Below are 26,323 nucleotides of genomic sequence, written 5' to 3' on the forward strand. Positions count from 1 at the left end.
GGTCGAAAATCATTCAACGAAATGTTCAACGAAGATTCAAGAGTTAAAATTCCCGCCATTTTGCATCTTTGCCGCATGGGCTTTACCTATATCCCTAGAAGCCAGCAGCAACGAATTGAGGAAAATAATGTCTTCCCGGCAATCTTTAAAAAAGCTATTGCTGAAATAAATGGCATTTCAGAACAGGAAGCGACAGTTGTGTTGGAGGAAGTTGGATTAAAACTGAAGTATGATGACCTCGGACGGGATTTTTACAGGCATCTCGTCAATACGTCAGGCATAAAACTGATTGATTTTCAAAGCTTTAACAAGAACACATTTCACGTTACAACAGAGCTTACCTGCAAAAATGGAGATGAAGAATTCCGTCCGGATATTACGTTGTTGATTAATGGGATGCCATTGGTCTTTATAGAGGTAAAAAAGCCCAATAATAGGCAGGGGGTATTGGATGAACGCAATCGTATTGACAAGCGATTTGCATTAAAAGAATTTTCTGTATTTGCGAACATCACCCAATTGATGATTTTTTCCAACAATATGGAATATGAAGACGGTGTGATAGAACCTGTAATGGGCGCTTATTATGGAACGCCATCCAAAACAGGGGTACAGTTCAATTACTTCCGGGAAGAAAACGTATTAAATTTAACCCAGCTACTTAAACCCGAAGATCCGGCGCTGGAGAACCTGGTGCTAAAAGACAATAATATTGTTGCCATAAAACATACCGCAGAATTTAAAACGAATAAACATTTTGACACCCCAACTAACCGCCTGCTCACCTCCCTACTTAGTAAGGAGCGGTTGGCTTTCTTCCTGCAGTTCGGAATCGCATATGTTGAAGAGGAAAAAGAAGGCAAAATCGAGGTCCCAAAACACATCATGCGCTATCCTCAGTATTTTGCGACCAAGGCAATAGAGACTGAACTGGATAAAGGCATCAAAAAGGGTATCATCTGGCATACACAAGGAAGCGGAAAGACCGCCTTGGCTTTCTTTAATGTGAAATTTCTCACACATTATTATCAGAAGAAAAGTGTAATTCCCAAATTCTATTTCATCGTTGATCGTCTGGACTTAGCCATTCAGGCCAGGAATGAGTTTCGCTCAAGAGGTCTGCTTGTAAAGATGGTAAATTCCAGGAACGAGTTTATCAGAGACATAAAAACAGCAAGCGCCATACAGAATAACTCCGGCGAACTGGAAATTACAGTTATTAACATTCAAAAGTTTTCAGAAGACAGTAAAGTACTGGAAGAGCTGGACTATGATATCAATATTCAGCGGGTATACTTTATTGATGAAGCACACAGAAGTTATAACCCTAAGGGAAGCTATTTAATCAACCTGTTAAAGTCTGATGAAGCAGCTGTAAAAATAGCATTGACAGGCACGCCGCTATTAAGGGAAGTAGCTAAAGATTATGATTCCAAAGCCATTTTTGGAAACTATATTCACAAATACTACTATAATATGTCCATCGCAGATGGTTATACATTGCGATTGATACGGGAAGCGATCAGCACCTCCTACAAAATGCAGATGAAGGATGTAATGTCACAGATCAAGGTACTACAAGGGGAAATATCCAAAAGCGAGATTTTTGCTCACTCCAAGTTTGCAGCACCGATGCTGGATTATATTATTAAGGACTTAAATGCCTTTCGGAAAACGCACGATGATAACACTCTTGGTGGTATGGTTGTATGCGATAGTTCCGATCAGGCAAAGGAACTATTTCATCAATTTGAAAAAATTTATGGTGTTCAAAAATACGAATATGCTATGGCTGCTGAAGATCCGGCTGTTTATAGCATGCCGCTACCGCTGAAGGCGAGCCTGATATTGCATGACGTAAACAGTAAAGACGAGAGGGAAATAGATATCAAGGCATTTAAAAACGGTAAAATAGACATTTTATTTGTATACAATATGTTACTCACTGGTTTTGACTCTCGTCGCCTCAAAAAGTTATATCTCGCCCGTGTAGTTAAAAATCATAATCTTTTACAAACCTTAACCAGGGTTAACCGGCCTTACAAACATTACCGTTATGGGTTTGTAGTAGATTTTGCCGACATCACTAAAGAGTTTAAGACGACCAACCAGAACTATTTTGAGGAACTGCAAAATGAATTAGGCGATGAAATGCAGAACTATTCCAATTTATTTAAAACGCCGGAAGAGATTCAAAATGAAATCATAACAATTAAAGACAAGCTGTTTCAGTTCGACACCCTTAACGCTGAAAACTTCCGTTTACAGATTGGCGATATTAAAGACAAAAAGCAATTAGTAGATTTGCTGAATGTTTTAAATAACGCAAAGGAGCTAAGAAATATCATCCGGTTACAAGGAAATGAAGAGTTACTTGAACTAATTGATTTTCATAAACTTAAGCAATTATTAAATGAAGTACAGCGTAGACTGGACATGTTAAACCTGGTGGAGGACATTAATAGCAACAATGACTCCTCTAATTTGCTGAATGCCGCATTGGAAGATATTTTCTTCCAGTTCACCAAAGTATCAGAAGAAGAAATGATACTGGCAGACCGGCTACGGAACCAGCTACGTAAGACGCGAGAAGAACTGCAACGAAATTTCGATCCTTCAGATCCAGCTTTCATCAGCTTGAGGGAAGAACTGGAGCGGATTTTTAAAAATAAGAATTTGGACGAAGTAAGCCAGGAGGATATGCGGGAAAATATTCATCTCCTTAGTAAAATATATGATGAGATAAAAGAGCTCAACCGCAAAAACGCCCTACTAAAAGCCAAGTACGAAAACGATGAGAAATACGCGCGAATTCATAAACGGCTTACAGCAGCGCATACCGTACCAGCGAAAGAATCAGAGGTGCATGATGCCCTAATGGGCACTAAGACACAGGTAGATGGTTTCTTTTTAAACAATACTAATCTGTTACAAAATGACGAATATTTCAAGGATGAAGTAATGAGTATTGTAATACATCAGTTTATTGATACAAAAAATATAAAACTTGATTACAATACCACTGAAGTAATTAACCATTTAATAGTTAAAGAATATTTACAGCAATACAATCATTACAGATAAGCTATGACGGAACTAGAATTTATTACCAAAACAAAGGCGCTGATAGACGACCTGAAAAGCGTATGCGCCAACTATGGTTTGGGAAATGACGCAAGCGAGTTTAATATAATTACCCAGGTATTTTTGTACAAATACCTGAACGATAAATTCATTTATGAGGCGAAGAAAATAGACAAAGACCTGGCCCAAGCAGATGATTTCCAAAAGGCTTACGAGGCCATGCCGGAGGAAAAAAGGAAGTTTTTGCATGGCAGGATTGGTAATAAAGCTGCTAAATTAACGCCCGAACAACTCATTACCTATCTCTTCAACAATTCCAACAGTGATAATTTTGCAGAAACGTATTTTGATGGCACGTTACTTAACATCAGCACCGAAAATGTAAGTTTATATTCTGTCAAATCCACAACTGGTGTCAAGGATAAAATGTTTGACAACATTAGCCAGTTTATCCGTGATTCTTCTCAGCGAGATGCCTTCTGCCGCGCATTGATTAACAAACTGGTTAATGTTAGCTTTGAAAGGATGTTCAGCGAGAAATATGATTTCTTTGCTACCATTTTTGAATACCTGATTAAAGATTATAACAGCGACAGTGGAGGGAAGTATGCAGAATATTATACACCTCATGCCGTAGCGCATATTATGGCTGCGATATTAGTGAACGAAACGGATATCAGTAATGCAACTGTGTATGATCCCAGTGCGGGGTCCGGGACTCTGCTAATGAATATTGCACACGCCATTGGTGAGAAAAACTGTACAATTTATTCCGAAGATATTTCGCAGAAGTCGGCGAATATGCTACGGCTGAACCTGATCCTGAACAGTCTTTCCCATTCCATACCTAACATCATTAAGGGCAATACTATACTACAACCTTCTTATATCAAAGAGAAATTTCAGTATATCGTTTCTAATCCGCCATTTAAGCTCGATTTTTCCGATTATCGCGAAGACCTCGCGAAGGATAGTTTTAAGGAGCGTTTTTTTGCAGGTATTCCTAACGTACCTAATACAAAAAAAGAGAGCATGGCTATTTATCTGCTCTTTATTCAGCACATTATGTACAGCCTAGCTCCTAATGGCAAAGCGGCTGTTGTCGTTCCAACAGGATTTATTACTGCACAGAGTGGCATTGAACGAAAAATCCGCGAAGCCTTGGTTGAGCGCGGCTGGTTGCGAGGGGTAGTGAGTATGCCAAGCAATATATTTGCCAGCACAGGAACCAACGTATCTATCTTATTCATAGATAAAAAAGCGAATAGCGATAAAGTGGTACTGGTAGACGCTTCTAAATTAGGTGAAACGGTAAAGGATGGCAAAAACCAACGGACCAAACTAACTGATGCTGAAGAGCGTCGTATTATAGATGCAATGAACAAAAAGCAAGCTATTGAAGATTTTTCCGTTGTGGTAAAAAAAGCTCAAATTGTGGAAAAGAATTACAGCTTTTCCGCCGGACAGTATTTTGGATTGAAGATTGAATATGTGGACATTACAGCCAAAGAGTTTAGATCTAAAATGGAGTGCTTTGAGGACCGGCTGAATGCTTTGTTTAAGGAAGGTGAAAAACTGGATAAAGAAATTATTAAACAGTTAAAAGGGGTGATATATGAATAAGTGGAGAATAGACAAATTATCAACATTATGCACGAGAATTGGTGATGGATTACACGGCACTCCTCAATATTCGGAAAATACAGGATTTTATTTCATAAACGGTAACAATCTTAATGGAGGCCGTATAATAATTAATTCAGACACAAAGGAAGTATCCGAAGATGAATATAAAAGCAATTTTATTCCTTTAAACGAAAATTCTCTTCTGTTGGGAATTAATGGAACCATTGGTAATATGGCTTTTTATCGAGGTGAAAGAATCATGCTAGGTAAAAGCAGCGCTTATTTAAATTTTACAACTAGCATAAACAAGTTTTATTATTACTACTTTCAATTGCCTGGCGTCCAAAAATATTTTTATGACGTTGCGACGGGCTCCACCATTAAAAATCTATCATTAAAATCTCTGCAGGACTTTAAAGTTCCAATACCAAATGATGTCGAGTTCAAAAAAATAGTAGCCGTACTTTCTGCTTTTGACGATAAAATTGAGCTCAATAATAAAATCAATGCAGAGCTGGAACAAATGGCGAAGACGCTATATGATTACTGGTTTGTGCAGTTTGATTTTCCGAATGCCAAAGGGAAACCATACAAATCTTCCGGCGGGAAAATGGTTTGTAACGAAGTATTGAGAAGAGAGGTGCCGGAGGGATGGCAACACGAGCTTATAAATGACCTCGGTACAATCGTAGGAGGGGGAACTCCATCAAGGTCTATTGAAGAATACTTTACAAGTAATGGTATAGCCTGGATTACTCCTAAAGATTTGTCATTAAACAATGGCAACAAATTTATTACTAAGGGAGATTTAGACATTACAGAGAAGGGCTTTATGGCAGCGTCTTTAAATCTTCTACCTGCAAAATCTGTTTTGATGTCTTCAAGGGCCCCAATCGGATATCTAGCGGTTAATACAGTTGATTGTACAACGAACCAAGGATTTAAATCTATTGTTTGCAACAAAACATATTCACACGAGTACGTTTACTATGTTTTGAAAAATTATATGCCAACAATAGAAGCTAATGCCACTGGCTCAACTTTTAAGGAAATATCAGCAGGTGTATTCAAATCAATAAAGATCATAAAGCCTAAATATGAGATTGTAGAAAAATTTATTGAGCAGGTCAAACCTATTTTTGATAAGCAAGACAACTTAGAAAAACAGAATCATCAACTCGCTAACCTAAGAGACTGGCTCCTGCCGATGCTGATGAATGGGCAAGTGAAAGTTATTGGTAATACTCACAGCCATGGACAAGATTTATTGATGGCGACTAGACCGGAAGCCGCTTTGGGAAAAGTTGTACAACTAAACATACCGACTAATAGAAAAACATTCGCCAAACAGGTATTAGCAGGAAAGATTATTTCAAGGTTTAAGAATGATGCAAATTTTACAGACATCAAGTTTCAGAAAATACAATTTCTTGCAGAACATATTGTAGAAGCTGACTTGAACCTCAACTACTATTACCAGGCGGCCGGTCCCTATGACAATGTATTCATGCATACTATTTATAATGATCTCAAAAAGAATAAATGGTATGAGTGCAAGGATAGAAAATTTGCAGCCTTAGAAAAACAGGGTAAAATAGAAAAGTATTATCAAAACTATTTTGGTCCGGCAACAGGACAACTAGATAAGCTTTTCCGTTTGTTATCAGGTGCGACAGAGGCTAAATCGGAAATTATTGCAACTATCTATGCTGTTTGGAATAATTTCATCATAGAGGGAAAGCCAATTGTGGAAGATGAACTGATTCAATCTTTCTATAATTGGAGTGAGCGAAAGCACCAATATACCAGAGCCCAAGTATTGGAAGGGTTGCAATGGCTAAGAGAGTACAAGCTGGAACCAACGGGTTTTGGAAAATTGATAAAAAAGGCTAAAAGCAAAAAATAATTCAAGTATTTATGCCAATACCGGACTATCAAACAATAATGCTGCCTCTATTGAAGCAGTTATCTGATCGAAAAGAATACTTATTTAGGGACGTCATAGTTTTATTAGGCAAACAATTCAAATTAACTGAGGAAGAAATGAGTGAACTTCTTCCTAGCGGCCAATCCCTATTGTTTGCGAACCGGGTTGGTTGGGCAAGAACTTATTTGAAAAAGGCAGGTTTGTTAGATTCTCCTAAAAGAGGAGTGGTCTGTATAACCGAGCGAGGCTTGCAAGTACTAAAAGGAAATCCGAAAAAGATCGACAACAATCTACTCAAACAATTTCCTGAGTTTGTAGAATTCCAGAACATAAAAAAGGAAGATGCTGGATCATTGGAGCAAATTGATACTACTCAAGTAGAAAAGCAAACTCCCGAAGAAACTATCGACTTAGCTTATCAGAATATACGCCAATCCTTGGCACAAGAACTTATCGATACAGTTCGTCGATTAAGTCCAGCTTTCTTTGAACGGCTGGTTGTAGAATTATTAGTGAAAATGGGGTATGGTGGTTCTATGAAGGACGCCGGAAAGGCGATCGGGAAAACTGGCGATGAAGGAATTGACGGAACAATTAAGGAAGATAAATTGGGGTTGGATATAATTTACATTCAAGCAAAACGTTGGCAGGCAGGCAACGTTGTCGGCAGGCCGGAGTTGCATAGGTTTGTAGGGGCTTTAGCTGGGCAAGGAGCGAAGAAAGGAATTTTCATTACTACTTCTATGTTTTCAAAGGATGCACTGAACTATGCCCCTAAAAACGAAACAAAGATTGTATTGATAGATGGAGTGCAACTAGCACAATTAATGATTGATTACAATCTTGGCGTATCAGTACAAAGATCTTATGATATCAAACGTCTGGACAATGATTATTTTGAAGAATGATAGTCATATAACATTCATGTTGTAATTCTCAGCGAAGAATATGAGCACAAGACTATCGCGAAAAATAAATTAACTTAGATAACGCTAAGCTCTTCGACCACGCTGCTGGCAAATTGTTGGCAAAAAATAAAAAAGGTCACCGAAGTGACCTTTTAAATGTTTGATAACCAAGCTCCCCCTGCTGGACTTGAACCAGCGACCCTCTGATTAACAGTCAGATGCTCTAACCAACTGAGCTAAGGAGGAATATAACGGATTGACTGATAGTCCTTCCGGGCGGCAAATGTACTAAATGCCGGCACAATTCAAAGAAAATTTTTCAAAAAAAAAGTCCGGTATAATCATACCGGACTGCTGTAAGTTAAAAGTGCAATGGGGGAGGGACCGCATTTTTGACCGGCTTCGTGCTTTTCAGATAAGCAAAAATAGCGGCGGCATCTTCATCCGTTAAACGGGCGAAGTTGGGCCAGGGCATGGGGGGAAGCAGGGTACGGCCGCTCTCACTCCCTTTATAGCGACCCTGGCGTATGGCCCTTTTAAAAGCATCCAGGGTCCAGTTGCCGATACCGGTATCGTCGCTGGTCAGGTTCCCGGAGAAACTAACACCCCAGGGACCGGCGGCGGAGGTCATGTCTTCATTGAATTGCGCGATACCTCTTTTGGCCATGGCGGTGTCATAAGCGGTGACAGGACGATCTGCCGGGTAGCCGGACAACATTGTTTCGGGGATCACTTCCGGACCTTTAGGACCTAAGCGTTTGGGGGAATGACAGTCATTACATCCCATAATCGTTACCAGGTATTCACCGCGTGCTACCAGGCGGGCGGAATCTGTTAGTGGTGCGTTTTCGTTTTTTGCCATGTTGGTGCCGCAGGAGAAGAAAAGGCTGATGAGTGCGCAGGCAGACATGAAAATAGTTAGTCTTATTCTTTGCATAATGGGGTCATTAAAAGAATTAGGGATTAAAAATTCTACGCAAAATTATTGCTCCGCTTATTACGCCATAAGTGCCCTTGTTTGAATCGTTATATATACTACTGGATCGCGTGTTTTAATACCCGGGCAGGGATACCCTTGGTAAAATTGTTCTTCATTAACGTGTGACAATGTGGGGTCGATGCACTTCAGGCAATATCGTAAAATAAAAAGTACCTGGGATTCACATGATAGTAAACAAGGTCAACTCATTTGACCACATTAACCACTCCTTCTTTTAAAGGCTAAAGATAACAACAGAAAAGGATACTGTAAAACCCACGCGAAAAGTCCTGCTTTCGCGGGCAGCCGGACTCAAAAACAGTCCATATACAGAGGCATAATCTTTGATCGGGACAGCGATATGAGCAAGCAGATTTTTAACAGATCAATTAAAGTGGATGGTATCGATATCTTCTACCGGGAGGCAGGAGATAGAAAAAACCCGTCCATACTGCTCCTACCGGGTTTTCCGACCTCGTCCGTCATGTTCAAAAACCTGATGACCGCTTTATCAGACTGCTATCACCTGGTTGCGCCGGATTTCCCCGGATTTGGCTTCAGCGCTTTCCCTGCTAAAGATGAGTTTGAATATTCCTTCACAAATATATCTGCTTATATAAACACCTTTACCGATGAGATCAACCTACAGTCATTTACCATCTATCTTCACGATTATGGAGCGCCTGTTGGTCTTCGTTTATGCCTCAGCCATCCGGAAAAAATCGAAGGAATAATTGTTCAGAGCGGTAACGCATACGAAGAAGGCGTTAAGGGCATATGGGATGAAATGAAAGACTATTGGGAAAATCCTACTCCTGAAAAAAAGGAAAAACTTTACGCATTTCTAAGTGAGGAAGGGGTGAAATGGCAGTACACGGCAGGGCTGCCGGAAGAATTGTTACCAACATTAAGTCCTGAATTATGGATACTTGACTGGGAATCGATGAAAAGGCCCGGCAATATCGATATGCAGTATGAACTGAATTGTGACTATCAGCACCACATGAAAATGTACCCCGTCTTTCAGGAATATTTCCGTGTTCATCACCCGAGGGCGCTGATTATATGGGGTAGATATGATCCGTTTTTTAATGTCGAAGAGGCTTTCTGCTACAAGAGAGACTTACCGGAAGCCCAGGTCCATATTCTCGATGGCAGTCATTGGGTACTGGAAACAAATTTTGATGAAGTATTGCAGCTTATCTGTGACTTCTTAAAGAAAGATTGACCCATACAGCAGCCCGTTCGCATCATCATGACATTCATTACAAGAACGCCATCCACAGCAAATTTATGCACAAAAAATTACAGCAACTTCCGTATCATTCATCTGCTATAGGATCAAAAGGAATTATTTGCTGTTCCACCAACCTGCTATAAAGACTTTTCGCATAACGATTCGCATACTCTTCTTTTTCTGCCGGCAAGATGCAAAAATAACTATTATACCGCTGCTCCCATGTTTCATAGTCTTCCTCTTCTTTGCCCGGGCGCTCTACTACTTCCAGGTAATGTACATAGTGTCCAAACTCATGTAACAGGGTTCTGTATAATTGTGTTTGTCTGACATTTAGAGGCTCCGGATCTATAGTCAGCAATCTTCCATCATCCATAAACTGATGACCATCTGCTTTCAACCGCTCCAGTTCTTTCTGGGCTGATACTGATAAAGACTTTGGCCATTTTATTTTTTTTGAATAATCTACTGCCTCCAGGATAACAGCAGGATAAGAATTCCCTTCAAATTCAAAACTATAAATCAGTCTTCCCCATACCGGGGCCATTACCTCTTCCTTTCGTTTTGGCTGGCGAAGCACAATTAATGTAAGATCACCATAATCAACAGCAGGTATTTGCTCAATCATCCGCTTTAAATCATTCACAGAACAGGCATGCTTCGAAGTTGTTCTGGCTGCTTCGGTCACAAAAAGAAATTCATGGTTATTGATTGTTATCTGCTGCTTTTGGTAAGGTCCCAATAACTCATAATAACGCTTAGACGTATGGGCTTGGGGAATCTTATACTTGTTATACTGCCCATGCCCCTGTTTGGCAGTACCGATATTCCTGTTCTTTCTAACTGGATTATGCATAACAAAATGGAGTGAAGATAAAATTGATCAGCTACCCATAGAAATCCCTTCATCTTTCCAAATACGCAGGAGATTGTTCAGAAGGAAAGTAAAGTATTTATCTGAGCCCAGGTTGGTAGAAATATTAGATTGGCCAATCCAAAAGGGCTCCTGCAGATTTGTTTTGTCCAGCAGGTAAAACGTTTCCAATTGATCGGTGAACTCCTGCCGGATATGGCGGTCAGGCACGTGGGCCGGACCTGAAAATAACAGGGAAGCCGCCGCTCTGGACAGGGGGGTATTCAGATTTTTTCTCACTGACTTATCATTCACTTCTTTGGGCGCTACTACCAGTATCACATCATGCGGAAACAAACCTGAAGCCTTGGCTATATTCTCGTCGGTGCAGTATTCTAACGTTCCCAGATGTACTACGGAAGTCTGAAATGATGTATTACGAAATTCCTTATCCAGCGCATACTTCATATCCTGACCGATCTTGCGGGTAGACATTGGGCCGGCTGAGATAATCAGCAAGCTTCCGATTTTACGGGAGGTGGTGTTCTGTCTGATTTCATTCAGGACAAAACCATGGCTCTGGGCCACAGTTGGGATTACAGGGACTAATAGCCAAAGTAACAGTAACAGGCGTTTCATAAACTATAGGAAAATATCGGAAAGATACATTTTTTACAAACCCGTCATAGCAAAGCTCCTGTTTCCGGTAATATTTAACATATCACGACGCAGCGGTGCTGCAGTCGACTTGCGCCATCAGCGCTGTTTCATAGTGTTCAATAAAAGAACGAAAGGCATGGCAAATTTATACATGAAAATTTTTCGTATGACCGTTCTATTTATATGAAATAGTTTTGCTTTTCATACGCGGAATTTTGTATCTTCATTACAGTCACTGTATGACTTGTAAGCCTTGTCAACCCAGTTAATAGTAAAACCCTCATCTTCCAATCCATACCATTACATCCCTCATGTTACATTTCTTAACCCAAACAAAAGCTCATGAAACCATTAGCCTATTATTTCATTTCGTTATTAATGATCCTATTGTTCGCCTGTCAGAAAAAAGACAACGCACCTGCCCGGCGGGACGTCTCAGATCATATCGTTTCAAAACTGCAGGCGGCAGGCTTCCATACCAGCGAAGGCCTGCAGAAGTATAAAGATGGGTACCTGGTTGAATATGATATTTTCCTTACAGAAAAACAGATCAACGAACTGGCCGCCAACACTGTAAATCCCAAAGTGCAGGTAGAGCATTACCGGAGCAGCAACACCGTTCCCGGACCACTCAGGACCATTTATGTGTATATCGATCCCACCTTCGACGCCTATGTACAGACTGCTCTGGACAAGGCGCTGGAGAGATACAATGCGCTCAACATCAGTTTAAGGTTTATCCGTACTCCCGATACCAGGGCGGAGATAAACATACTGCCGTTCCGGGAGGTCAGCAATGTTCTGGTCTACAGTGCCGGGTTCCCTTCTGGCGGCAATCCTGCGAGCCCCATTAAATTAAACACCTATTATTTCAACGGCACTTCTCAGCGGCCGGATGCTATCAGCACCATTGCGCATGAAATAGGACATGCCATAGGCTTCCGCCATACCGATTACATGAACCTGGCTTTCAGCTGCGGTACCGGCGGCAATGAAGGCACCGCCGGCGTTGGCGCGGATTACATCCCCGGCACACCTACCGGCCCCTCTGCCAACTCCTGGATGCTGGCCTGCACCAACAATACCGACAGACCTTTCACTGCTGAAGACAAGGTAGCACTGGCAACGGTATATCCCGCCCCACCGGCATGGGTGCGTTTCAAAAACAGAGGGAACAATACCTACCTCTACGACGACAACGGCATCCTGCGCTATAGCTATACTCCTTCCGACGACCGCTATAAATGGAACCTGGAGAAGATAAATGGATATACCCGCATCAGAAATGTATCGTCCGGGAAGTATATGAATATTGAGCGCGGCTATAGTTATGTGGAATGTACAGTACTACCCATCTCTTACGCCAGTGGCTATTGGGCATTTGAATACGTTGACGGCTATACCCGGTTGAGAAATCAATGGAAAGGTGGTTACATTAATCTGGAGAGCCAAAACAGTACGGCCCAGAACTCAGATGTACCCGCGCATTTTTTTAGTAGTCAGTGGATCGTGTCACAGTGACGCCACACCGTTAAATGGTGGATGAAAAGATGACGTTTATAAAACGCTTTCTGTTTTGCTGACAGAAGGCGTTTTTTTTGGAAGTAAACAAAAAAGGCCTGCATTACTGCAAGCCTTGCTTTTTCGCTCCCCCTGCTGGACTTGAACCAGCGACCCTCTGATTAACAGTCAGATGCTCTAACCAACTGAGCTAAGGAGGAGTGTTTCCCGTATCGTTTGTGCGATTTGGGATTGCAAAAATAGGCAAATTTTCATTTTCGCAAAATCTTATACCCACTTTTTTTAATTTTTTTTCTGAAAGCTGATAAAGTCCGCTACCGCAAAGGATTTCAGAGGGATGTTTTTTTAACCCTCACCAGCACCTTTTCCCCCAGCGCGGTGGCACGCGTAGCTTTTCGTACAAAAGGCAGGTCCAGCTTACTCACGTAAAAATTTGGAAACCGCTGTAACACGGTACACGCATAACCCTTTTGTTGCAAATCTGCCACTCCTTCCTGCGTGGTGAAAACCACGCCGGTAGCGGCGCTGTCAATGCGGGGCACCGGAGCGTTCAGATAGTATTCGAAAGAATAGGAGTTATGCTGATAAAGCGTAACAGGGGTACCCGGGATGGTGGCATTGGCATAACGGGCAGCTTCGCTACCGCTCTGGTACTGCATCATATCAGGATAGAGGATCGTGTTGAGATAAAGATTCAGCAGGATGCTGATAGCAACACTCCGGTAAAAGACGGCAGCTTTGGTGCTTTTGTCGAGCCAATAATGCAACAGTATGTACAACACAATCAGTGCGGCGACAGGAATCAGCCAAACATATCCCATGGCAGGCTTATAGAGCAGGTCTATCACCACGCCGGCAACTGCTATCAGGATGATGATCGTGTACTGCGTGATACGGAAAAAACGCAGCCCCTTATCAGTTTGCAGCGACAGGATATAGTTGGCCGTAAGGATAGCGAAAAACGGGAAAATGATATTAAGGTAATGCGGTAACTGAAAGCGGGACAACGAAAACAACGCAAAAGTGGCCAGGGCGCCGCAGATGCAATAGTATTCGGCTTGTTTTTTCCACTTGCGGAAAAACAGGATCACAGCGGCATACAACATCACCGGCCAGGGGAGAAAGGCCCACAGCAGCGTGTGAAAAAAGAAAAACGGATCGCCGGCGCCCTTGATAGGCCCGGTGTTCATAAAACGCCCAAACTGGCTGTCCCAGAAAAAGAAACGTAGTCCGGATACGCCGGTGCTGCCGAAGACCACCTTTTCGGGATGCCGGTCAAACTGCTGGTAGAGTGCGTATAGTTCAGGCGTAATGAATAAACTGATGAGCAGGAAAGCTACCAGCCATTGCCAGTGGAACAGTTGTTTCCATTGACGGGTAAACAGCAGATGCCCGCCAATAGCGGCGCCGATGGGCACCAGGGCGAAAATGCCCTTGGTCATCACCGCGCAGGCGGTAAACAAGGCGCCAGCCAGCAAATGATACCGCCAGGGCTGCTCCACACTGCGGTAAAAATGATACACCGCAGCGATAATCAGCCCGGTGAGATAAGGCTCCGCCCGCACATCATTATTGGAAAGTACCAGGTGCTCCGCCGTCAGCAGGATACAAACCGCCCAGCGGGCGGTATTCTCCCCATAAAGCGACCTGGCAAAACGATAGGTATACCAGGCTCCCAGCAACAGGAACAGGATAGCGGGCAGTTTATACGACCACGTATGAAAACCGAATACCTGGAAACTTAAAGCGGCCATCCAGAAAGGGAAATGAGGCTTGTCCAGCCATTCATGGCCATCGGCGAAGAGGTTCAGGTAATCGTGTTTCAGCACCATGGTTTTGGCAATGCCGGCATAAAGCGCGCCATCCGGCTCCAGGATGGGCACCTGGAGGGCGCTGAACTGCAGTAATATCAGCAGGGAAATAATAAACAGCCAGATCTGCTTCTCTGAAAGGGCAAATGGGCGGACAGTTGCAGGTAGTAACATATGCAAAAGTTACGCTCATCCGCTGATGGATAAAAACCGGCAGGGGGTAATTAACAAAAAAATAAACCGGCGGTTACCATAGCCAGCCGCTCTTTTCCAGGCCTACATAAGGACCGTCTTCCCGCTGTTCTATGGGGTAGGTTTTGAGAAAATATCCTTCGCCGCTGCAGTTGTAGCCATTTTTCATGCTGAATTTATACCGGTGCAGCGGACAAATCACATTACCGGCGGCATCGATGAATCCATCGGCCATGATACCGCCGGCATGCGGGCATTTATGCGCAAAAGCGTACAATTGGCCCTGGTGCAGGGCTACACTGATCTTTTTTCCGTTCACTTCCTGAATACGGATGGAATTGTCGGCAAGTGGCAGGTATCCTTCGTCCAGTTTATGCCAGGTGTACGTTTTGGCCATTAGTAGAAAAATTCTGTTTTGTAGGGATAACGTTCTCTGTAAAGCTGGCCCACCTTGTCCATGATGGTTTTACGCAGCTCTTCCACATTGCGCTTTTCTATGGCAGCAATGAAAACGGTATTGCCGTGGGTTTTCGTGTCCCAGTTTTGTTTAAGCGATTGCAGGATATCTTTTTTGATATCTTCTTCCAGCCACTTATCGAAAGTATTGGCTTCGTACAGGTCCATTTTGTTAAAGACCATGATCGTCGGCTTCTCAAAGGCTTTCAGCTCCTGCAGGGTACGGTTCACCACTTCTATCTGCTCTTCATACTGCGGATGGGAGATATCTACCACATGCAGCAGGATATCGCTCTCGCGCACCTCATCCAGCGTAGATTTGAAGCTCTCTACCAGGTGGTGGGGCAGTTTACGGATAAACCCTACCGTATCGCTGAGCAGGAAGGGTGTTTGTTCAAACACTACCTTACGCGTAGTGGTGTCGAGCGTGGCAAACAGCTTGTTTTCCGCGAACACCTCGCTTTTACTGAGCATATTCATGATGGTGCTTTTGCCTACGTTGGTATAACCTACGAGGGCAACCCGGATAAACTCCCCACGTTCCTTACGCTGGGTCAGCGATTGTTTGTCTATTTCAGCCAACCGTTTACGTAACAGGGCTATCTTGTCCTTTACGATACGACGGTCCGTTTCGATCTCCGTTTCACCGGGACCTCTGCTACCGATACCACCGCCCTGGCGTTCCAGGTGGCTCCACATACCTCGTAAACGGGGAAGGATATACTGATACTGGGCTAGCTCTACCTGCACTTTCGCTTGTGCGGTACGGGCACGACGGGCAAAAATGTCCAGGATCAGGTCACTGCGGTCAATGACTTTTACCTTCAATACTTTTTCTATGTTGGCGATCTGGGAACCGGTCAGCTCATCATCGAAAATGACGAGCGACACATCCCTGCCGGCGATATATTGATGGATTTCTTCCAGTTTACCTTTACCCACAAAGGTAGCCCTGTCCGGGTGGGCCAGCTTCTGCGTAAAGCGTTTTAACGTGGTGGCGCCGGCTGTTTCAGCCAGAAACACCAGCTCGTCCAGGAATTCCTGTACCTGCCGCTCCGTCTGGTCTTTGGTTATAACCCCCACGATCACCGCTTTCTCTTCTTTTTGGACGACTTGTTTTTTCTCTATCAAAGTGTTGTAAAATTTGCTGCAAAAATACTTGTTTTTCACCAGTGATGCCGATGATTGACCTTTTTTTCTGATATATGGAGATGACCGCCATTTGTCCGTTCATCAGAAAAACAGGCTAAATCGGCGGAATCAGCCGGCAGTTTCCTACATTTACGCGATCCAAAACAACCTTGCAGATCATGTACAAACCATTTTTACTGACAGGACTATTAATTTCAACTATGGCGACAGCCCAGGACAAAATGACGCCCGAATTGCTGTGGCAACTCGGCAGAGTCAGCGGTGAGGCGATCAGCGCTGATGGCAAAAGCGTTATCTTCAACGTATCAAAGCCAAACCTGGCCGACAACAAGAGTGAAAGAACCCTCTATGCAGTACCGCTGACAGGCGGCGCTCCCAAACAACTCACCGGTGCCGCAGGCGATGTGGCCGTGCTCCCCGGCGGAAAAATTGGCTACTCCCTCAAAGGCCAATGGTGGGAAATGAACGCCGACGGCTCCAATGCCGTACAGAAAACAAATGCGACCGGTGAAATGCAAAACATCAAAATTTCTCCCGATGGTAAATACATTATGTTTACCCGCGAGGTGAAAGTGAAAAAAATCTCCGGCGCAGATCATTACCCTGATCTCCCTAAATCCAATGTACAGATATACGATAACCTGAACTACCGCCACTGGGATACCTGGGAAGATGGTAACTTCTCCCACGTTTTTTATGCAACCTATAACAATGGGGAAGTAGGCACCCCCGTGGATATTATGGCAGATGAACCGTTCGACTGCCCGCAGGTGCCTTCCGGCGGACCGGAAGACCTTATCTGGAGCCCGGACGGCCAGAGCATCCTGTATGTCACCAAAAAGAAATACGGGAAAGACTACGCCATCAGCACCAACACAGATATCTACGAATACAACCTCGCTACCAAAGCTACCCGCAATCTCACAGAAGGAATGATGGGTTATGACATGGCTCCTGTTATCAGCCAGGATGGTAAATATCTTACCTGGCTCAGCATGGCCCGCGACGGCTTCGAAGCAGATAAAAACGATGTGATATTGATGAACCGGGCTACCGGCGTTAAAACCAATCTCACTAAAAACTGGGATGGAACCGCTTCTGCCGTACGTTTCAGCAACGATGGTAAAAAAATCTTCTTCCTCGCCGTGCTGAAAGGCACCGAACAACTGCTGGAAATAGCCCTGCAGAAAGACCCGGCACAGACTACTGATAAGCATATACGTCAAATCACCTCCGGCGATTTTGATATTAATGGCATCGTGGCGCAGTCCGGCAACACGCTCGTCGTGTCCCGTACCGATATGAACCACGCAGCAGAACTATATACCGTAGATCTGCAGAAAGGCGCCCAACAGCAACTCACCCATGTTAACAAAACCACCTACGATAAAATAGGCATGTGCAAAGTGGAAAAACGCTGGGTAAAAACCACGGATGGCAAAGAAATGCTGGCCTGGGTAATTTTCCCGCCGGACTTCGACCCTGCCAAAAAATATCCTACCCTGCTGTATTGCCAGGGAGGCCCGCAGTCAGCCCTTTCACAGTTTTATTCCTTCCGCTGGAACTTCCAGCTGATCGCTTCCCAGGGCTATATTGTGGTAGCGCCCAACAGAAGAGGAATGCCAGGTCACGGTGTGGAATGGAATGCTTCTATCAGCAAGGATTGGGGTGGCCAGCCTATCCGCGACTACCTGAGCGCCATTGATGATGTCAGCAAAGAAAGTTATGTGGATAAAAGCCGCCTGGGCGCTGTCGGCGCCAGCTATGGAGGTTACTCTGTATACATGCTGGCAGGCGTACACGAAAACCGCTTCAAAACCTTCATCGCGCATGACGGTCTGTTTGACCTGAAAAGCTGGTATGGTACTACCGAAGAGCTATGGTTCGCCAACTGGGATATCGGTGCTTACTGGGACCCGGCGAATGCCAATACCTACAAACACTTCAGCCCGAGCGACTATGCCGGCAAATGGCATACGCCTATCCTGATCATCCAGGGCGGTATCGATTTCCGTGTACCGATTGAGCAGGGCCTGCAAGCCTTCCAGCTGGCGCAGCTGAAAGGTATCAAAAGCAAACTGCTGTATTTCCCTGAAGAAAACCACTGGGTGCTGAAACCCCAGAATGCCATTGTATGGCAACGTGAATTCTTCAACTGGCTGAAAGAAACGCTTTAATCATCATACCGGCATTGTGGTGTATAACCGCAATGCCGGCTTTTAAAACCCTCTCCGTATGTTCACCTCCCTGTTACTGGAAACGGCCAATGGCGTGGCCACCATCACCCTCAACCGCCCGGAAGTTTACAACGCATTCAACGACCCGCTGAGTTACGAACTGCAGGATGCCCTGAAACAAGCAGAGAGAGACCCTGCCGTTAGGGTAGTGGTGTTGACGGGGGCCGGCAAAGCCTTCAGCAGCGGACAAGACCTCAAAGCTTCTACGGAAGCGGGTAAACGCAGCTTCAGCGAGTCTTTGCACAAACGTTATAATCCTATTATCCGGGCTATCCGTAACATGCCCAAACCGGTTATCTGCAAACTCAATGGGGTGGCCGCCGGCGCTGGTTGCTCCCTGGCACTGGCCTGCGATGTCATCATCGCCAGCGAAGCAGCCAGTATGATTGAGATTTTTGTGAATATTGCACTGGTACTGGATTCCGGCTCATCCTATTTCCTGCCACGCACAGTAGGGTATCACCGCGCTTTTGAACTGGCTACCAAAGCTTCCAAGGTAACCGCTGCAGAAGCCCTGCAAATGGGGCTGATCAATAGGGTAGTACCGGCTACCGGGCTGGATGCAGCCGTGGAAGCCGAAGCCGCCTATTATGCAGCCGCCCCTACCAAAGCCATTGCCCTCATGAAAAAAATGCTGACAAAAGGTATGACGGAGTCCCTGGATGCCATCCTCGATTACGAGGCCTATTGCCAGGAAATTGCCGGCAACTCCAGCGACTACCAGGAAGGCGTCAGCGCTTTCATCGAAAAAAGAAAACCGGCTTTCACCGGCAACTGATACCAAAACAAAAAGACATAAAAAAACGGCCATGGTTGTATCAAACCATGGCCGTTATATTTTTACTGATGGAACGATTACAGTCCGCTCAGGCAGATACCAATCTGGTAAGGTCTGATAGACAAATCGCTGTTGTCTTTCAGCATCGGGTTCAGAGCATAAGCACCAAACAGGGCGAAGTTGCCATAACCTACACGGGCAGTGGCAGAAAAACGCCAGGGGTTGAAAAAACCTTTGTTCAGGTCCTTATCCCAATTTTTAGAGCCATTAGGCGCCGTGTTACGGCCTTTCGTATGTGCGTTCACCAGGGTACCTACTTTCACACCCACAGCAGCTTTAAAGCCTTTGTTGGCGTTGTCAGGTACGGCACGATAGCGCAGCTCGATCGGAATTTCCAGGTAGGTGGTAGCTACCTTGAATTTTTTATAGGCACTGCTGGCAGGGAAAGTCGCCTTGTTAGGATCTACTTTGCCGGCAATATCCAGGGTATGATCTTTCAGATATACGCCGCTGGTGCTGATACCCAGACCCGCAGCCACGCTCAGCGGAGACTTCTTAAACGGGAAATCGTACATCAGCGCAATATTAAAGCCCCTGTTGAAGCCCGTCTTAACACTGTCAGGAGCTCCAGCCCAACCATCATAGGATAACTGAATCATCAGAAAATCCCGGGAATGGGTGGCCCTGTTAACTGCCTTGTTCATGGGAGAACCGCCTTCCTGTGCAAATACACCCACAGCTACAGCTATCAGGCCAAGGGTAAAAATTATTTTTTTCATAAAATATTTTAATACTTAGGAAAAAGAATATTAGGCAAATATATTGGATGATTGCAAAAAAATTGGTTAAAATATTCCTAACCATCCTCTTTTCGGCGCGAAAGTTACATAAAAAGTCATATTGATAAATCATATTCTTTACATGTGCTCCCGCCGGAGAATGAACAAGATGAACACCAATAATGCATTTTTTTAGCTAAATTTCAGAAATGAATCCTCCAACGGGGGAACAACCCCGGCCAAAACAGCAAACTAGTCTGTGAAACCAAAACGCTAAATGAGAAACATTGCCCTCACCGTTATAATCATTGTGGCAGCTGTGCTAATGGTACTCAGCGGTTTCATTTTTTATGCCGGTATGGTGCAGAAACGAACCAACGCAGCGGTGGACTGGATCAAAAACAGCCAGATTATCACCAACCAGGTCAGGGCCATCGCCATACTCGATTATAAAAGTACTGCCGGCCTCAAAGACCACTTGCTCAGCAACGGCCGTATCCCCCTGCAGGAAGCCCAGCTACAGGACAGTATCCAACAGGCACTTCAACGCCTGACCGGAAACATGTACAATAACACCGACCAACAAGGATACCTCCAGCAAATACAACATTTACTGCTGCAAAGGCGCCACACCAAACAACAAATCGTTGCGCTGGCCGCCACCAATCCGGACAAAGCCAGGGAAATGGTTGTGAGCAGGGAATTTACCGCGGAAACATATAGCCTTCGTAACCTCGTTTACGCCTATGTTCAGTCCGAACAAAAGGAAATCCTCCAGCGCAATAACAACAACGCCGCCTATACTACCTGGTCTTTCCGGGTAACCCTCATCATCAGCGCCTTTATGCTGATCCTGCTGCTGGGAGAAGCCCGCTATATTTTTAAATGGCTGACGAAAATAAAAGTCTGGAGCAACCAGCTGCTCAAAAGTGAACAAACCTTCAAACGCCTGGCAGAAGAAGCAGAACCGATTATCTACAAATCTACCATACACGGTTTCTTTACCTACGTAAGCCCCCGCGCGGAAGAGCTCACCGGCTACCCCAATACCAGCCTCGTAGGCAAACACTATTCCCTGCTGCTACAGGAAGCCGAATTTGAACGGCTCAAAACATTCTACCTGCAACAGCTGGACAACGGCGACGAATACTCGTCGCTCCGCTTTGAAATCACTACCCGCGACGGCAAAAGAAAATGGGTGGAGCAACTCGCTTATGTCATCACCGGCGACAACGGTAAGAAAGAGTTTGAATGCATCGTTCGGGATATTGACCAGGAATACCGCAAGGAACAAGAGATCCAATACCTGCAAAAACGACTGGAAGCCATCCTGGACAGCATGCCTTCCATGATGTTTGTAAAAGACATGCAGGGCAATTACCTGCTGGTCAACTATCGTTTTATGGAGGTGATGAAGGTCAACAAAGAGGCTATTGTAGGAAAAACGGATGCAGACCTGCATTACCCATGGGTAGAACGTTATGCTGAAATGAGCCGTAAGGTAATGGAAACCGGCAACCGGGAAAAAATGGAAGAAACACTGACAGTAGATGGCAACACACTGCATTTTCTGCTGACGATGTTTCCCCTCCTGAATCCCGCCCATGAAATGATCGGTATTTGCTGCATCGGCTCCGACCTCACCGAAAAAACGCTTTACCTCCAGCAGGAAAAGGAAGCCCGTGAAAAAGCCGAAGAAGCCCAGAGAAGCCAGGAAATGTTCCTGGCCAATATGAGCCACGAAATTCGTACGCCCATGAACGGTATCGTTGGCATGACACAACTGCTGCTACAGGAGAAAGCCCTCTCTTCTGTTCAACAGGAATATGTAGCGGCCATCCGGCAGTCGGCAGAAAATCTGTTGGTCATCATCAACGAAATACTCGATTTCTCCAAAATAAAAGCAGGGAAACTGGAACTGGTCAGCAAACCGTTCCATCTGCGGGAAGTGATCAACAGCACCGTATTTCCCCTACAGTTGCAGGCCCGGGAAAAAGGATTGGTCTTTAATATCCGGACCATGGACAATATCCCCATGGAGCTGTTGGGCGACGAGGTAAGACTACGCCAGATCCTCATCAACCTGATCGAGAATGCTATCAAATTCACCGCCCAAGGGTATGTAACGGTAACGGTTACACTGGTATCGGCCGACAAAAACGATTCCCGCATCCGGATAGGCTTTGAAGTAAAAGATACCGGTATTGGTATTGCGGAAGATAAACTGGATACTATCTTCGAAAGTTTCTCCCAGACACACAAAGGCAATAGCCGCGACTTCGGCGGTACCGGCCTGGGACTCACCATTTGCCGGCACCTGATAGACCTGCAAAATGGCAGCATTAAAGTAAACAGCACGCCCGACAAGGGTTCTGTATTCTATTTTGAACTGCCATTCACAAAAAATCCTTTCCCCCGACAGGAAACCAACGGCCAGCCTAATATTCAGGCGCCGCAGTTACCGCTAAAAGGATTATCTGTTCTGATTGTGGAAGATAACCGGATCAATCAGCAAGTGGCCTACTACACCATGAAGAAAGGCGGCGCCTCGCATGTAGACGTAGCCGACAGTGGTGCCGCCGCGCTGGAAATATTAAGTACCAAATCCTATAATTGCATCATTATGGACCTTCAAATGCCCGGCATGGATGGTTATGAAACCACCCGTGCTATCCGTAACAATGGTATCAATACCAGCATCATTGCGCTCACAGCCTCTGCACTGGATGGCGAAAAAGAGCGCTGCCTGCAGGCCGGGATGAACGACTACGTGTCCAAGCCTTTTGAAAAAGATGATCTTTTCAGGAAAATCCAGGCTTCTACCAGTAACAATGAAGAACAAGGTCCCAAACCCGAACATCGACCGGAACCCGCTCATCACCTGTCTGCCCCCACCGGCGCCGGAAACGGTACGCCACCACCTTCTCACCCGGCGCCCGGGAAAAAACCGCCCATCAGCTTTGAGTTTATTCATCAGGCGGTAGCAGAAGATGAAGTGAAAATTGTGTTGCAGGAACTGATCCTCTCCATGCCAGCCTACATCTCACAGATGCGCCAATTTATCGCGGAAAAAAACTGGCCGGAGGTAGGTAACCTGGCTCACCAGCTGAAAGGCAACCTGGGATTCGTGGAGATGCACGAAGCAGTGCAACTGGCCCACGAAATTAACCGGGGCGTAGTGCTGGACACCAATTATGAGGAAATATCCCGCAAAGCTGCCAGGATAGAAGAATTATTTAATCATCATAAAGCCGATATTGAAGCGCATATCGCTATCTGCCCATGATTATTGCGCTACCGGCAGCGTAAAATAAAACAGGCTGCCTTTGCCTTCTTCACTGGAAACACCGATTGTTCCACCTTGTGCTTCGATAAATTCTTTGGAAATGGCCAGTCCCAGGCCATTTCCTTTATGCCCTTTTACACCCGGCACCTGGAAAAAACGTTCAAATATCCGGTCACGGAATGCCAGCGGTATGCCCTTACCGTAGTCCTGTACAGAGAAGGATAACATATTGGTCCCCGTATCTTCTACCCGCAGATCGATAGACGATTTCAGCGTAGAATAACGGATAGCGTTGGTCAGCAGATTCACCAGTACCCACGCGGTTTTCTCTACATCCGCCATCACCCGCGGCAGCGACTCCGGCAAATGCGGACGTATCGTGACTTCCCGCTGGGCGGCCTGCTTCTGTACCGTATCCATGGCATATTGCACAATGTTTAAAGCCGTAACCGGCTGCGGCTGCAGCTGGATATTGCCACTCTCTACCTGCGACAGGTCCAGCAGCTCACTCACAATTTTGATCATCCGCTGATTATCCTGCTTCATACTTTCCAGCAACTCCCGTTGCTCCGGTTTCAGGGTACCTATTCTTTCATCTTCCAGCAACTTAAGACTGAAGTCAGAAGAGGCCAGCGGCGTTTTTAACTCGTGGGAGATAGTAGCAATAAAATGGGTTTTGGCGAGATCCTGCTCCTTAAAAGCAGTAATATTTTTGAGGATAACGACATAGCCTATACGTTTATCTTCGTGTCGGATATCCGCTACTTCCTGGGTGAAAAAACATTCTTTTCCTTCTACCACAATCTTCAGTGGCACATTTTCCGCGGGATTAATCAGAAAACGCAACAAATCATTCTGTTTGGCCATCTCATCAGCAGCATGACCAATAAGTTCCTTCTCCGGAATACTCAATAATTGCAACGCCTGCGCATTGGCAAAAAGAACGGTGTTCTGGGTATCAAAGCCAATGGTAGCATCTTTCAGGCTGCTGATCACGGCTTCGGCACGTTGTTTTTCAAAAGTGATGCGGGCAATATTACTATGTTCGTATTCATCCAGCCGCTGGGCCATGGTATTAAAGGCGGTGGCCAGTTCACCCAGCTCGTCATTGGATTTGAAATGCAGCCGCTTGCTGTATTGTTTGTTGGAGATGCCTTTGATGGCTTCCGTCAGCGCATCGATCGGGTTGGCGATATACCCGGGGAAGTTGTACACAAAAGTCAATCCCAGCAGGAAGCATACGCCGCTGATAATAGCGATATACAGCAGGGCATTATCGGCCGTTTTTTTTACCAGTTCATTTTTCCCGACGATAGCATTCATGTTGAGGTCCATGATGGTGTAGATGCCCTGTTTGATGGCCGCTACATCGGCGGGGTGAATGATACTGTCTTGTTGCATTTTCTGAAACACACCGGCAACCGTGGCGGTAGCAGCGCGTTCGCCACGTTCGGTTACGTTGGCCTGCTGATGTTTCAGATTGGTGGCAAACCGTTGCTGGGCCTGTTGCCGGTGTTGTGGCAAGTCTTCCAGCGCTACCAGCATATTTTTGGAGTATTCCAGCGACTCATAGTTGTCTTTCAGAATGATCTTAGCCTTGACCGTCAGCCGGTTCAGATAATAGTACCCCAGCACACTCACTACCAGCAGCATCATGTAGAGGAACAGCACCCCCAAAGTAATCTTCGTTTTTAACCTCAGTGTACTCATGACAGGATAATCAGATCTATGTCGTTGGAAGAAAGGGTTTTTAGCAACTGGTTAAACAGGTTGGTCCGCAAAATAATCCGGAACAAACTGATATGCGGTTTGCCGATACAAACGGTGGTAATCTGTTTATCCAGCGCTACACGGATGATGGCGTCGGAAATACGGCTATCGTGTTCCTGCACAACTTCCGCGCCTAATTCTGTAGCCAGTTTGAGATTATTGATTAAATGGCGCTGGGCGGCCAGCGGTATTTTTTCTACGCTCTCCCGGGGTGTTTGTACATACAGCACATACCAGTCTGCATGGTAATAGGCCGCCAGGCGGGAGGTTTTACGGATCACCTTACGGGCCACTTCGTCGTTGGTGGAGATGCAGGCCAGGAAGTTCTCATGGCGCATCTGCTGGCTTCGCGGCACTTCTGTTTCCACCTTTCTTTCCACCTGGGTGGCCACTTCCTTCAGCGCCAGTTCGCGTAGCTGGAGGATCTTATCAGCCTGGAAGAAGTTGCGTAAGGCAGTTTCTACTTTGGATTGATCATAGATCTTGCCTTCTTTCAGGCGGGTAATCAGTTCATCGGCGGTCAGGTCAATATTCACTACTTCATCGGCCATCTGCAGCATACTATCGGGCACCCGTTCCTTTACTTCCACGCCGGTAATAGCTTTCACTTCCTGGTTGATGCTTTCGATATGCTGGATATTGACAGCCGAAATCACGTTGATGCCGGCATTCAGCAGGTCTATTACATCCTGCCAGCGTTTTTCATTTTTCGAGCCGGGGATATTGGTATGGGCCAGTTCGTCTACCACTACCCATTCGGGCGCCAGCAGCAGGATGGTGCTGACATCCATTTCTTCCAGCATCTTGCCTTTATAGAAAACCTGCCTGCGGGGAATGGCAGGCAGGCCTTCAAGCAGGGCGTGCGTTTCCGCCCGCCCATGGGTTTCTATGTATGCTATCTGGACATTGATGCCGTTCTTTAACATGGCATGTGCTTCCTGCAACATGCGGTAAGTCTTGCCCACACCGGCGCTCATGCCGATGTAGATTTTGAACTTACCCCGGCCAGCACGGTTAGCCAGGTCAAGGTAATGCTGTACGGTATGTTCTTTTGTTGTCATGATATA

General features: G+C 45.2%; 18 protein-coding genes and 2 tRNA genes. 9 read left to right on the forward strand and 11 right to left on the reverse strand.

Annotation, left to right across the window (positions count from 1 at the left end; translation table 11 throughout):
• Positions 1-21 precede the first annotated feature (21 nt).
• Genes ICL07_RS13990 through ICL07_RS14005 form a run of 4 tightly spaced genes read left to right on the forward strand, consistent with a single transcriptional unit; the run spans position 22 to position 7,545 of the window.
• Positions 22-3,084, forward strand: coding sequence for a type I restriction endonuclease (locus ICL07_RS13990; RefSeq protein WP_188088514.1), 3,063 nt, complete (start codon positions 22-24; stop codon positions 3,082-3,084).
• Positions 3,085-3,087: 3 nt separating this feature from the next.
• The gene (locus ICL07_RS13995; RefSeq protein WP_188088515.1) at positions 3,088-4,707 is read left to right on the forward strand and encodes an HsdM family class I SAM-dependent methyltransferase; all 1,620 of its coding nucleotides are present in this window, start codon (positions 3,088-3,090) and stop codon (positions 4,705-4,707) included.
• A complete protein-coding gene (locus tag ICL07_RS14000; protein ID WP_188088516.1) occupies positions 4,700-6,616 on the forward strand; it encodes a restriction endonuclease subunit S in 1,917 nt (638 codons plus the stop codon). Before ICL07_RS13995 ends, ICL07_RS14000 begins: the two co-directional genes overlap by 8 nt.
• 11 nt (positions 6,617-6,627) lie before the next feature.
• The gene (locus ICL07_RS14005) at positions 6,628-7,545 is read left to right on the forward strand and encodes a restriction endonuclease (RefSeq protein WP_188088517.1); all 918 of its coding nucleotides are present in this window, start codon (positions 6,628-6,630) and stop codon (positions 7,543-7,545) included.
• 172 nt (positions 7,546-7,717) lie between these two features.
• Here the strand turns inward: ICL07_RS14005 and ICL07_RS14010 are convergent.
• Together ICL07_RS14010 and ICL07_RS14015 are read right to left on the reverse strand one after the other, a co-directional pair.
• A tRNA-Asn gene (locus ICL07_RS14010) sits at positions 7,718-7,791 on the reverse strand.
• A gap of 115 nt (positions 7,792-7,906) precedes the next feature.
• Positions 7,907-8,482 carry a c-type cytochrome gene (locus tag ICL07_RS14015; protein WP_223151834.1) on the reverse strand — a complete coding sequence of 192 codons (576 nt, stop codon included), beginning with the start codon at positions 8,480-8,482 and terminating at the stop codon, positions 7,907-7,909.
• Between the two features lie 403 nt (positions 8,483-8,885).
• Here ICL07_RS14015 and ICL07_RS14020 point away from each other — a divergent pair, with 403 nt between their 5' ends.
• Entirely contained in the window at positions 8,886-9,752 is an 867-nt protein-coding gene (locus tag ICL07_RS14020) for an alpha/beta fold hydrolase (RefSeq protein ID WP_188088518.1), read from the forward strand.
• 94 nt (positions 9,753-9,846) lie between these two features.
• Here ICL07_RS14020 and ICL07_RS14025 read toward each other — a convergent pair whose 3' ends face one another.
• Positions 9,847-10,617 carry a hypothetical protein gene (locus tag ICL07_RS14025; RefSeq protein WP_188088519.1) on the reverse strand — a complete coding sequence of 257 codons (771 nt, stop codon included), beginning with the start codon at positions 10,615-10,617 and terminating at the stop codon, positions 9,847-9,849.
• A 27-nt stretch (positions 10,618-10,644) separates the two neighbouring features.
• Positions 10,645-11,133, reverse strand: coding sequence for a hypothetical protein (locus ICL07_RS14030; RefSeq protein ID WP_188088520.1), 489 nt, complete (start codon positions 11,131-11,133; stop codon positions 10,645-10,647).
• A 483-nt stretch (positions 11,134-11,616) separates the two neighbouring features.
• Between ICL07_RS14030 and ICL07_RS14035 the strand changes: the two genes are divergently transcribed.
• Positions 11,617-12,795: a M57 family metalloprotease gene (locus ICL07_RS14035; protein WP_188088521.1), complete on the forward strand. Its 1,179-nt coding sequence runs from the start codon at positions 11,617-11,619 to the stop codon at positions 12,793-12,795.
• 126 nt (positions 12,796-12,921) lie between these two features.
• Here the strand turns inward: ICL07_RS14035 and ICL07_RS14040 are convergent.
• The 4 genes from ICL07_RS14040 to hflX all read right to left on the reverse strand — a co-directional run bounded on the left by ICL07_RS14040 (position 12,922) and on the right by hflX (position 16,385).
• A tRNA-Asn gene (locus ICL07_RS14040) sits at positions 12,922-12,995 on the reverse strand.
• Positions 12,996-13,124: 129 nt separating this feature from the next.
• Positions 13,125-14,780: an ArnT family glycosyltransferase gene (locus ICL07_RS14045; RefSeq protein ID WP_223151836.1), complete on the reverse strand. Its 1,656-nt coding sequence runs from the start codon at positions 14,778-14,780 to the stop codon at positions 13,125-13,127.
• 73 nt (positions 14,781-14,853) lie between these two features.
• Complete coding sequence (locus tag ICL07_RS14050) at positions 14,854-15,195, reverse strand: Rieske (2Fe-2S) protein (protein ID WP_188088522.1); 342 nt, start codon at positions 15,193-15,195, stop codon at positions 14,854-14,856.
• Complete coding sequence (gene hflX, locus ICL07_RS14055) at positions 15,195-16,385, reverse strand: GTPase HflX (protein WP_188088523.1); 1,191 nt, start codon at positions 16,383-16,385, stop codon at positions 15,195-15,197. Before hflX ends, ICL07_RS14050 begins: the two co-directional genes overlap by 1 nt.
• Positions 16,386-16,564: 179 nt before the next feature.
• Here hflX and ICL07_RS14060 point away from each other — a divergent pair, with 179 nt between their 5' ends.
• Both ICL07_RS14060 and ICL07_RS14065 read left to right on the forward strand, forming a co-directional pair.
• A complete protein-coding gene (locus tag ICL07_RS14060) occupies positions 16,565-18,583 on the forward strand; it encodes a S9 family peptidase (RefSeq protein ID WP_188088524.1) in 2,019 nt (672 codons plus the stop codon).
• 58 nt (positions 18,584-18,641) lie between these two features.
• On the forward strand, positions 18,642-19,421 hold the full coding sequence (locus tag ICL07_RS14065; protein ID WP_188088525.1) for an enoyl-CoA hydratase-related protein: 780 nt from the start codon (positions 18,642-18,644) through the stop codon (positions 19,419-19,421).
• Positions 19,422-19,498: 77 nt separating this feature from the next.
• On the opposite strand, the gene ICL07_RS14070 is transcribed toward ICL07_RS14065, so the two are convergent.
• Entirely contained in the window at positions 19,499-20,200 is a 702-nt protein-coding gene (locus tag ICL07_RS14070) for a porin family protein (protein WP_188088526.1), read from the reverse strand.
• A 277-nt stretch (positions 20,201-20,477) separates the two neighbouring features.
• Here ICL07_RS14070 and ICL07_RS14075 point away from each other — a divergent pair, with 277 nt between their 5' ends.
• Positions 20,478-23,486 (forward strand): ATP-binding protein, encoded by a 3,009-nt coding sequence (locus ICL07_RS14075; protein ID WP_188088527.1) that lies wholly within the window; start codon positions 20,478-20,480, stop codon positions 23,484-23,486.
• Here ICL07_RS14075 and ICL07_RS14080 read toward each other — a convergent pair whose 3' ends face one another.
• Positions 23,487-25,196, reverse strand: a complete 1,710-nt coding sequence (locus ICL07_RS14080; protein WP_188088528.1) for a sensor histidine kinase — start codon at positions 25,194-25,196, stop codon at positions 23,487-23,489.
• Positions 25,193-26,317, reverse strand: a complete 1,125-nt coding sequence (locus ICL07_RS14085; RefSeq protein ID WP_188088529.1) for a sensor protein KdpD — start codon at positions 26,315-26,317, stop codon at positions 25,193-25,195. The genes ICL07_RS14080 and ICL07_RS14085 overlap by 4 nt, the downstream gene beginning before the upstream one ends.
• Positions 26,318-26,323: the final 6 nt, after the last annotated feature.

It is taken from the genome of Chitinophaga qingshengii, assembly GCF_014529935.1.
Lineage (GTDB): Bacteria > Bacteroidota > Bacteroidia > Chitinophagales > Chitinophagaceae > Chitinophaga > Chitinophaga qingshengii.

Coding starts and splice junctions, on each gene's coding strand:
- ICL07_RS13990 (WP_188088514.1), top strand. CDS start 22: ATGTTCAACGAAGATTCAAGAGTTAAAATTCCCGCCATTTTGCATCTT.
- ICL07_RS13995 (WP_188088515.1), top strand. CDS start 3,088: ATGACGGAACTAGAATTTATTACCAAAACAAAGGCGCTGATAGACGAC.
- ICL07_RS14000 (WP_188088516.1), top strand. CDS start 4,700: ATGAATAAGTGGAGAATAGACAAATTATCAACATTATGCACGAGAATT.
- ICL07_RS14005 (WP_188088517.1), top strand. CDS start 6,628: ATGCCAATACCGGACTATCAAACAATAATGCTGCCTCTATTGAAGCAG.
- ICL07_RS14015 (WP_223151834.1), bottom strand. CDS start 8,482: ATGCAAAGAATAAGACTAACTATTTTCATGTCTGCCTGCGCACTCATC.
- ICL07_RS14020 (WP_188088518.1), top strand. CDS start 8,886: ATGAGCAAGCAGATTTTTAACAGATCAATTAAAGTGGATGGTATCGAT.
- ICL07_RS14025 (WP_188088519.1), bottom strand. CDS start 10,617: ATGCATAATCCAGTTAGAAAGAACAGGAATATCGGTACTGCCAAACAG.
- ICL07_RS14035 (WP_188088521.1), top strand. CDS start 11,617: ATGAAACCATTAGCCTATTATTTCATTTCGTTATTAATGATCCTATTG.
- ICL07_RS14045 (WP_223151836.1), bottom strand. CDS start 14,780: ATGTTACTACCTGCAACTGTCCGCCCATTTGCCCTTTCAGAGAAGCAG.
- ICL07_RS14050 (WP_188088522.1), bottom strand. CDS start 15,195: ATGGCCAAAACGTACACCTGGCATAAACTGGACGAAGGATACCTGCCA.
- ICL07_RS14060 (WP_188088524.1), top strand. CDS start 16,565: ATGTACAAACCATTTTTACTGACAGGACTATTAATTTCAACTATGGCG.
- ICL07_RS14065 (WP_188088525.1), top strand. CDS start 18,642: ATGTTCACCTCCCTGTTACTGGAAACGGCCAATGGCGTGGCCACCATC.
- ICL07_RS14070 (WP_188088526.1), bottom strand. CDS start 20,200: ATGAAAAAAATAATTTTTACCCTTGGCCTGATAGCTGTAGCTGTGGGT.
- ICL07_RS14075 (WP_188088527.1), top strand. CDS start 20,478: ATGAGAAACATTGCCCTCACCGTTATAATCATTGTGGCAGCTGTGCTA.
- ICL07_RS14080 (WP_188088528.1), bottom strand. CDS start 25,196: ATGAGTACACTGAGGTTAAAAACGAAGATTACTTTGGGGGTGCTGTTC.
- ICL07_RS14085 (WP_188088529.1), bottom strand. CDS start 26,317: ATGACAACAAAAGAACATACCGTACAGCATTACCTTGACCTGGCTAAC.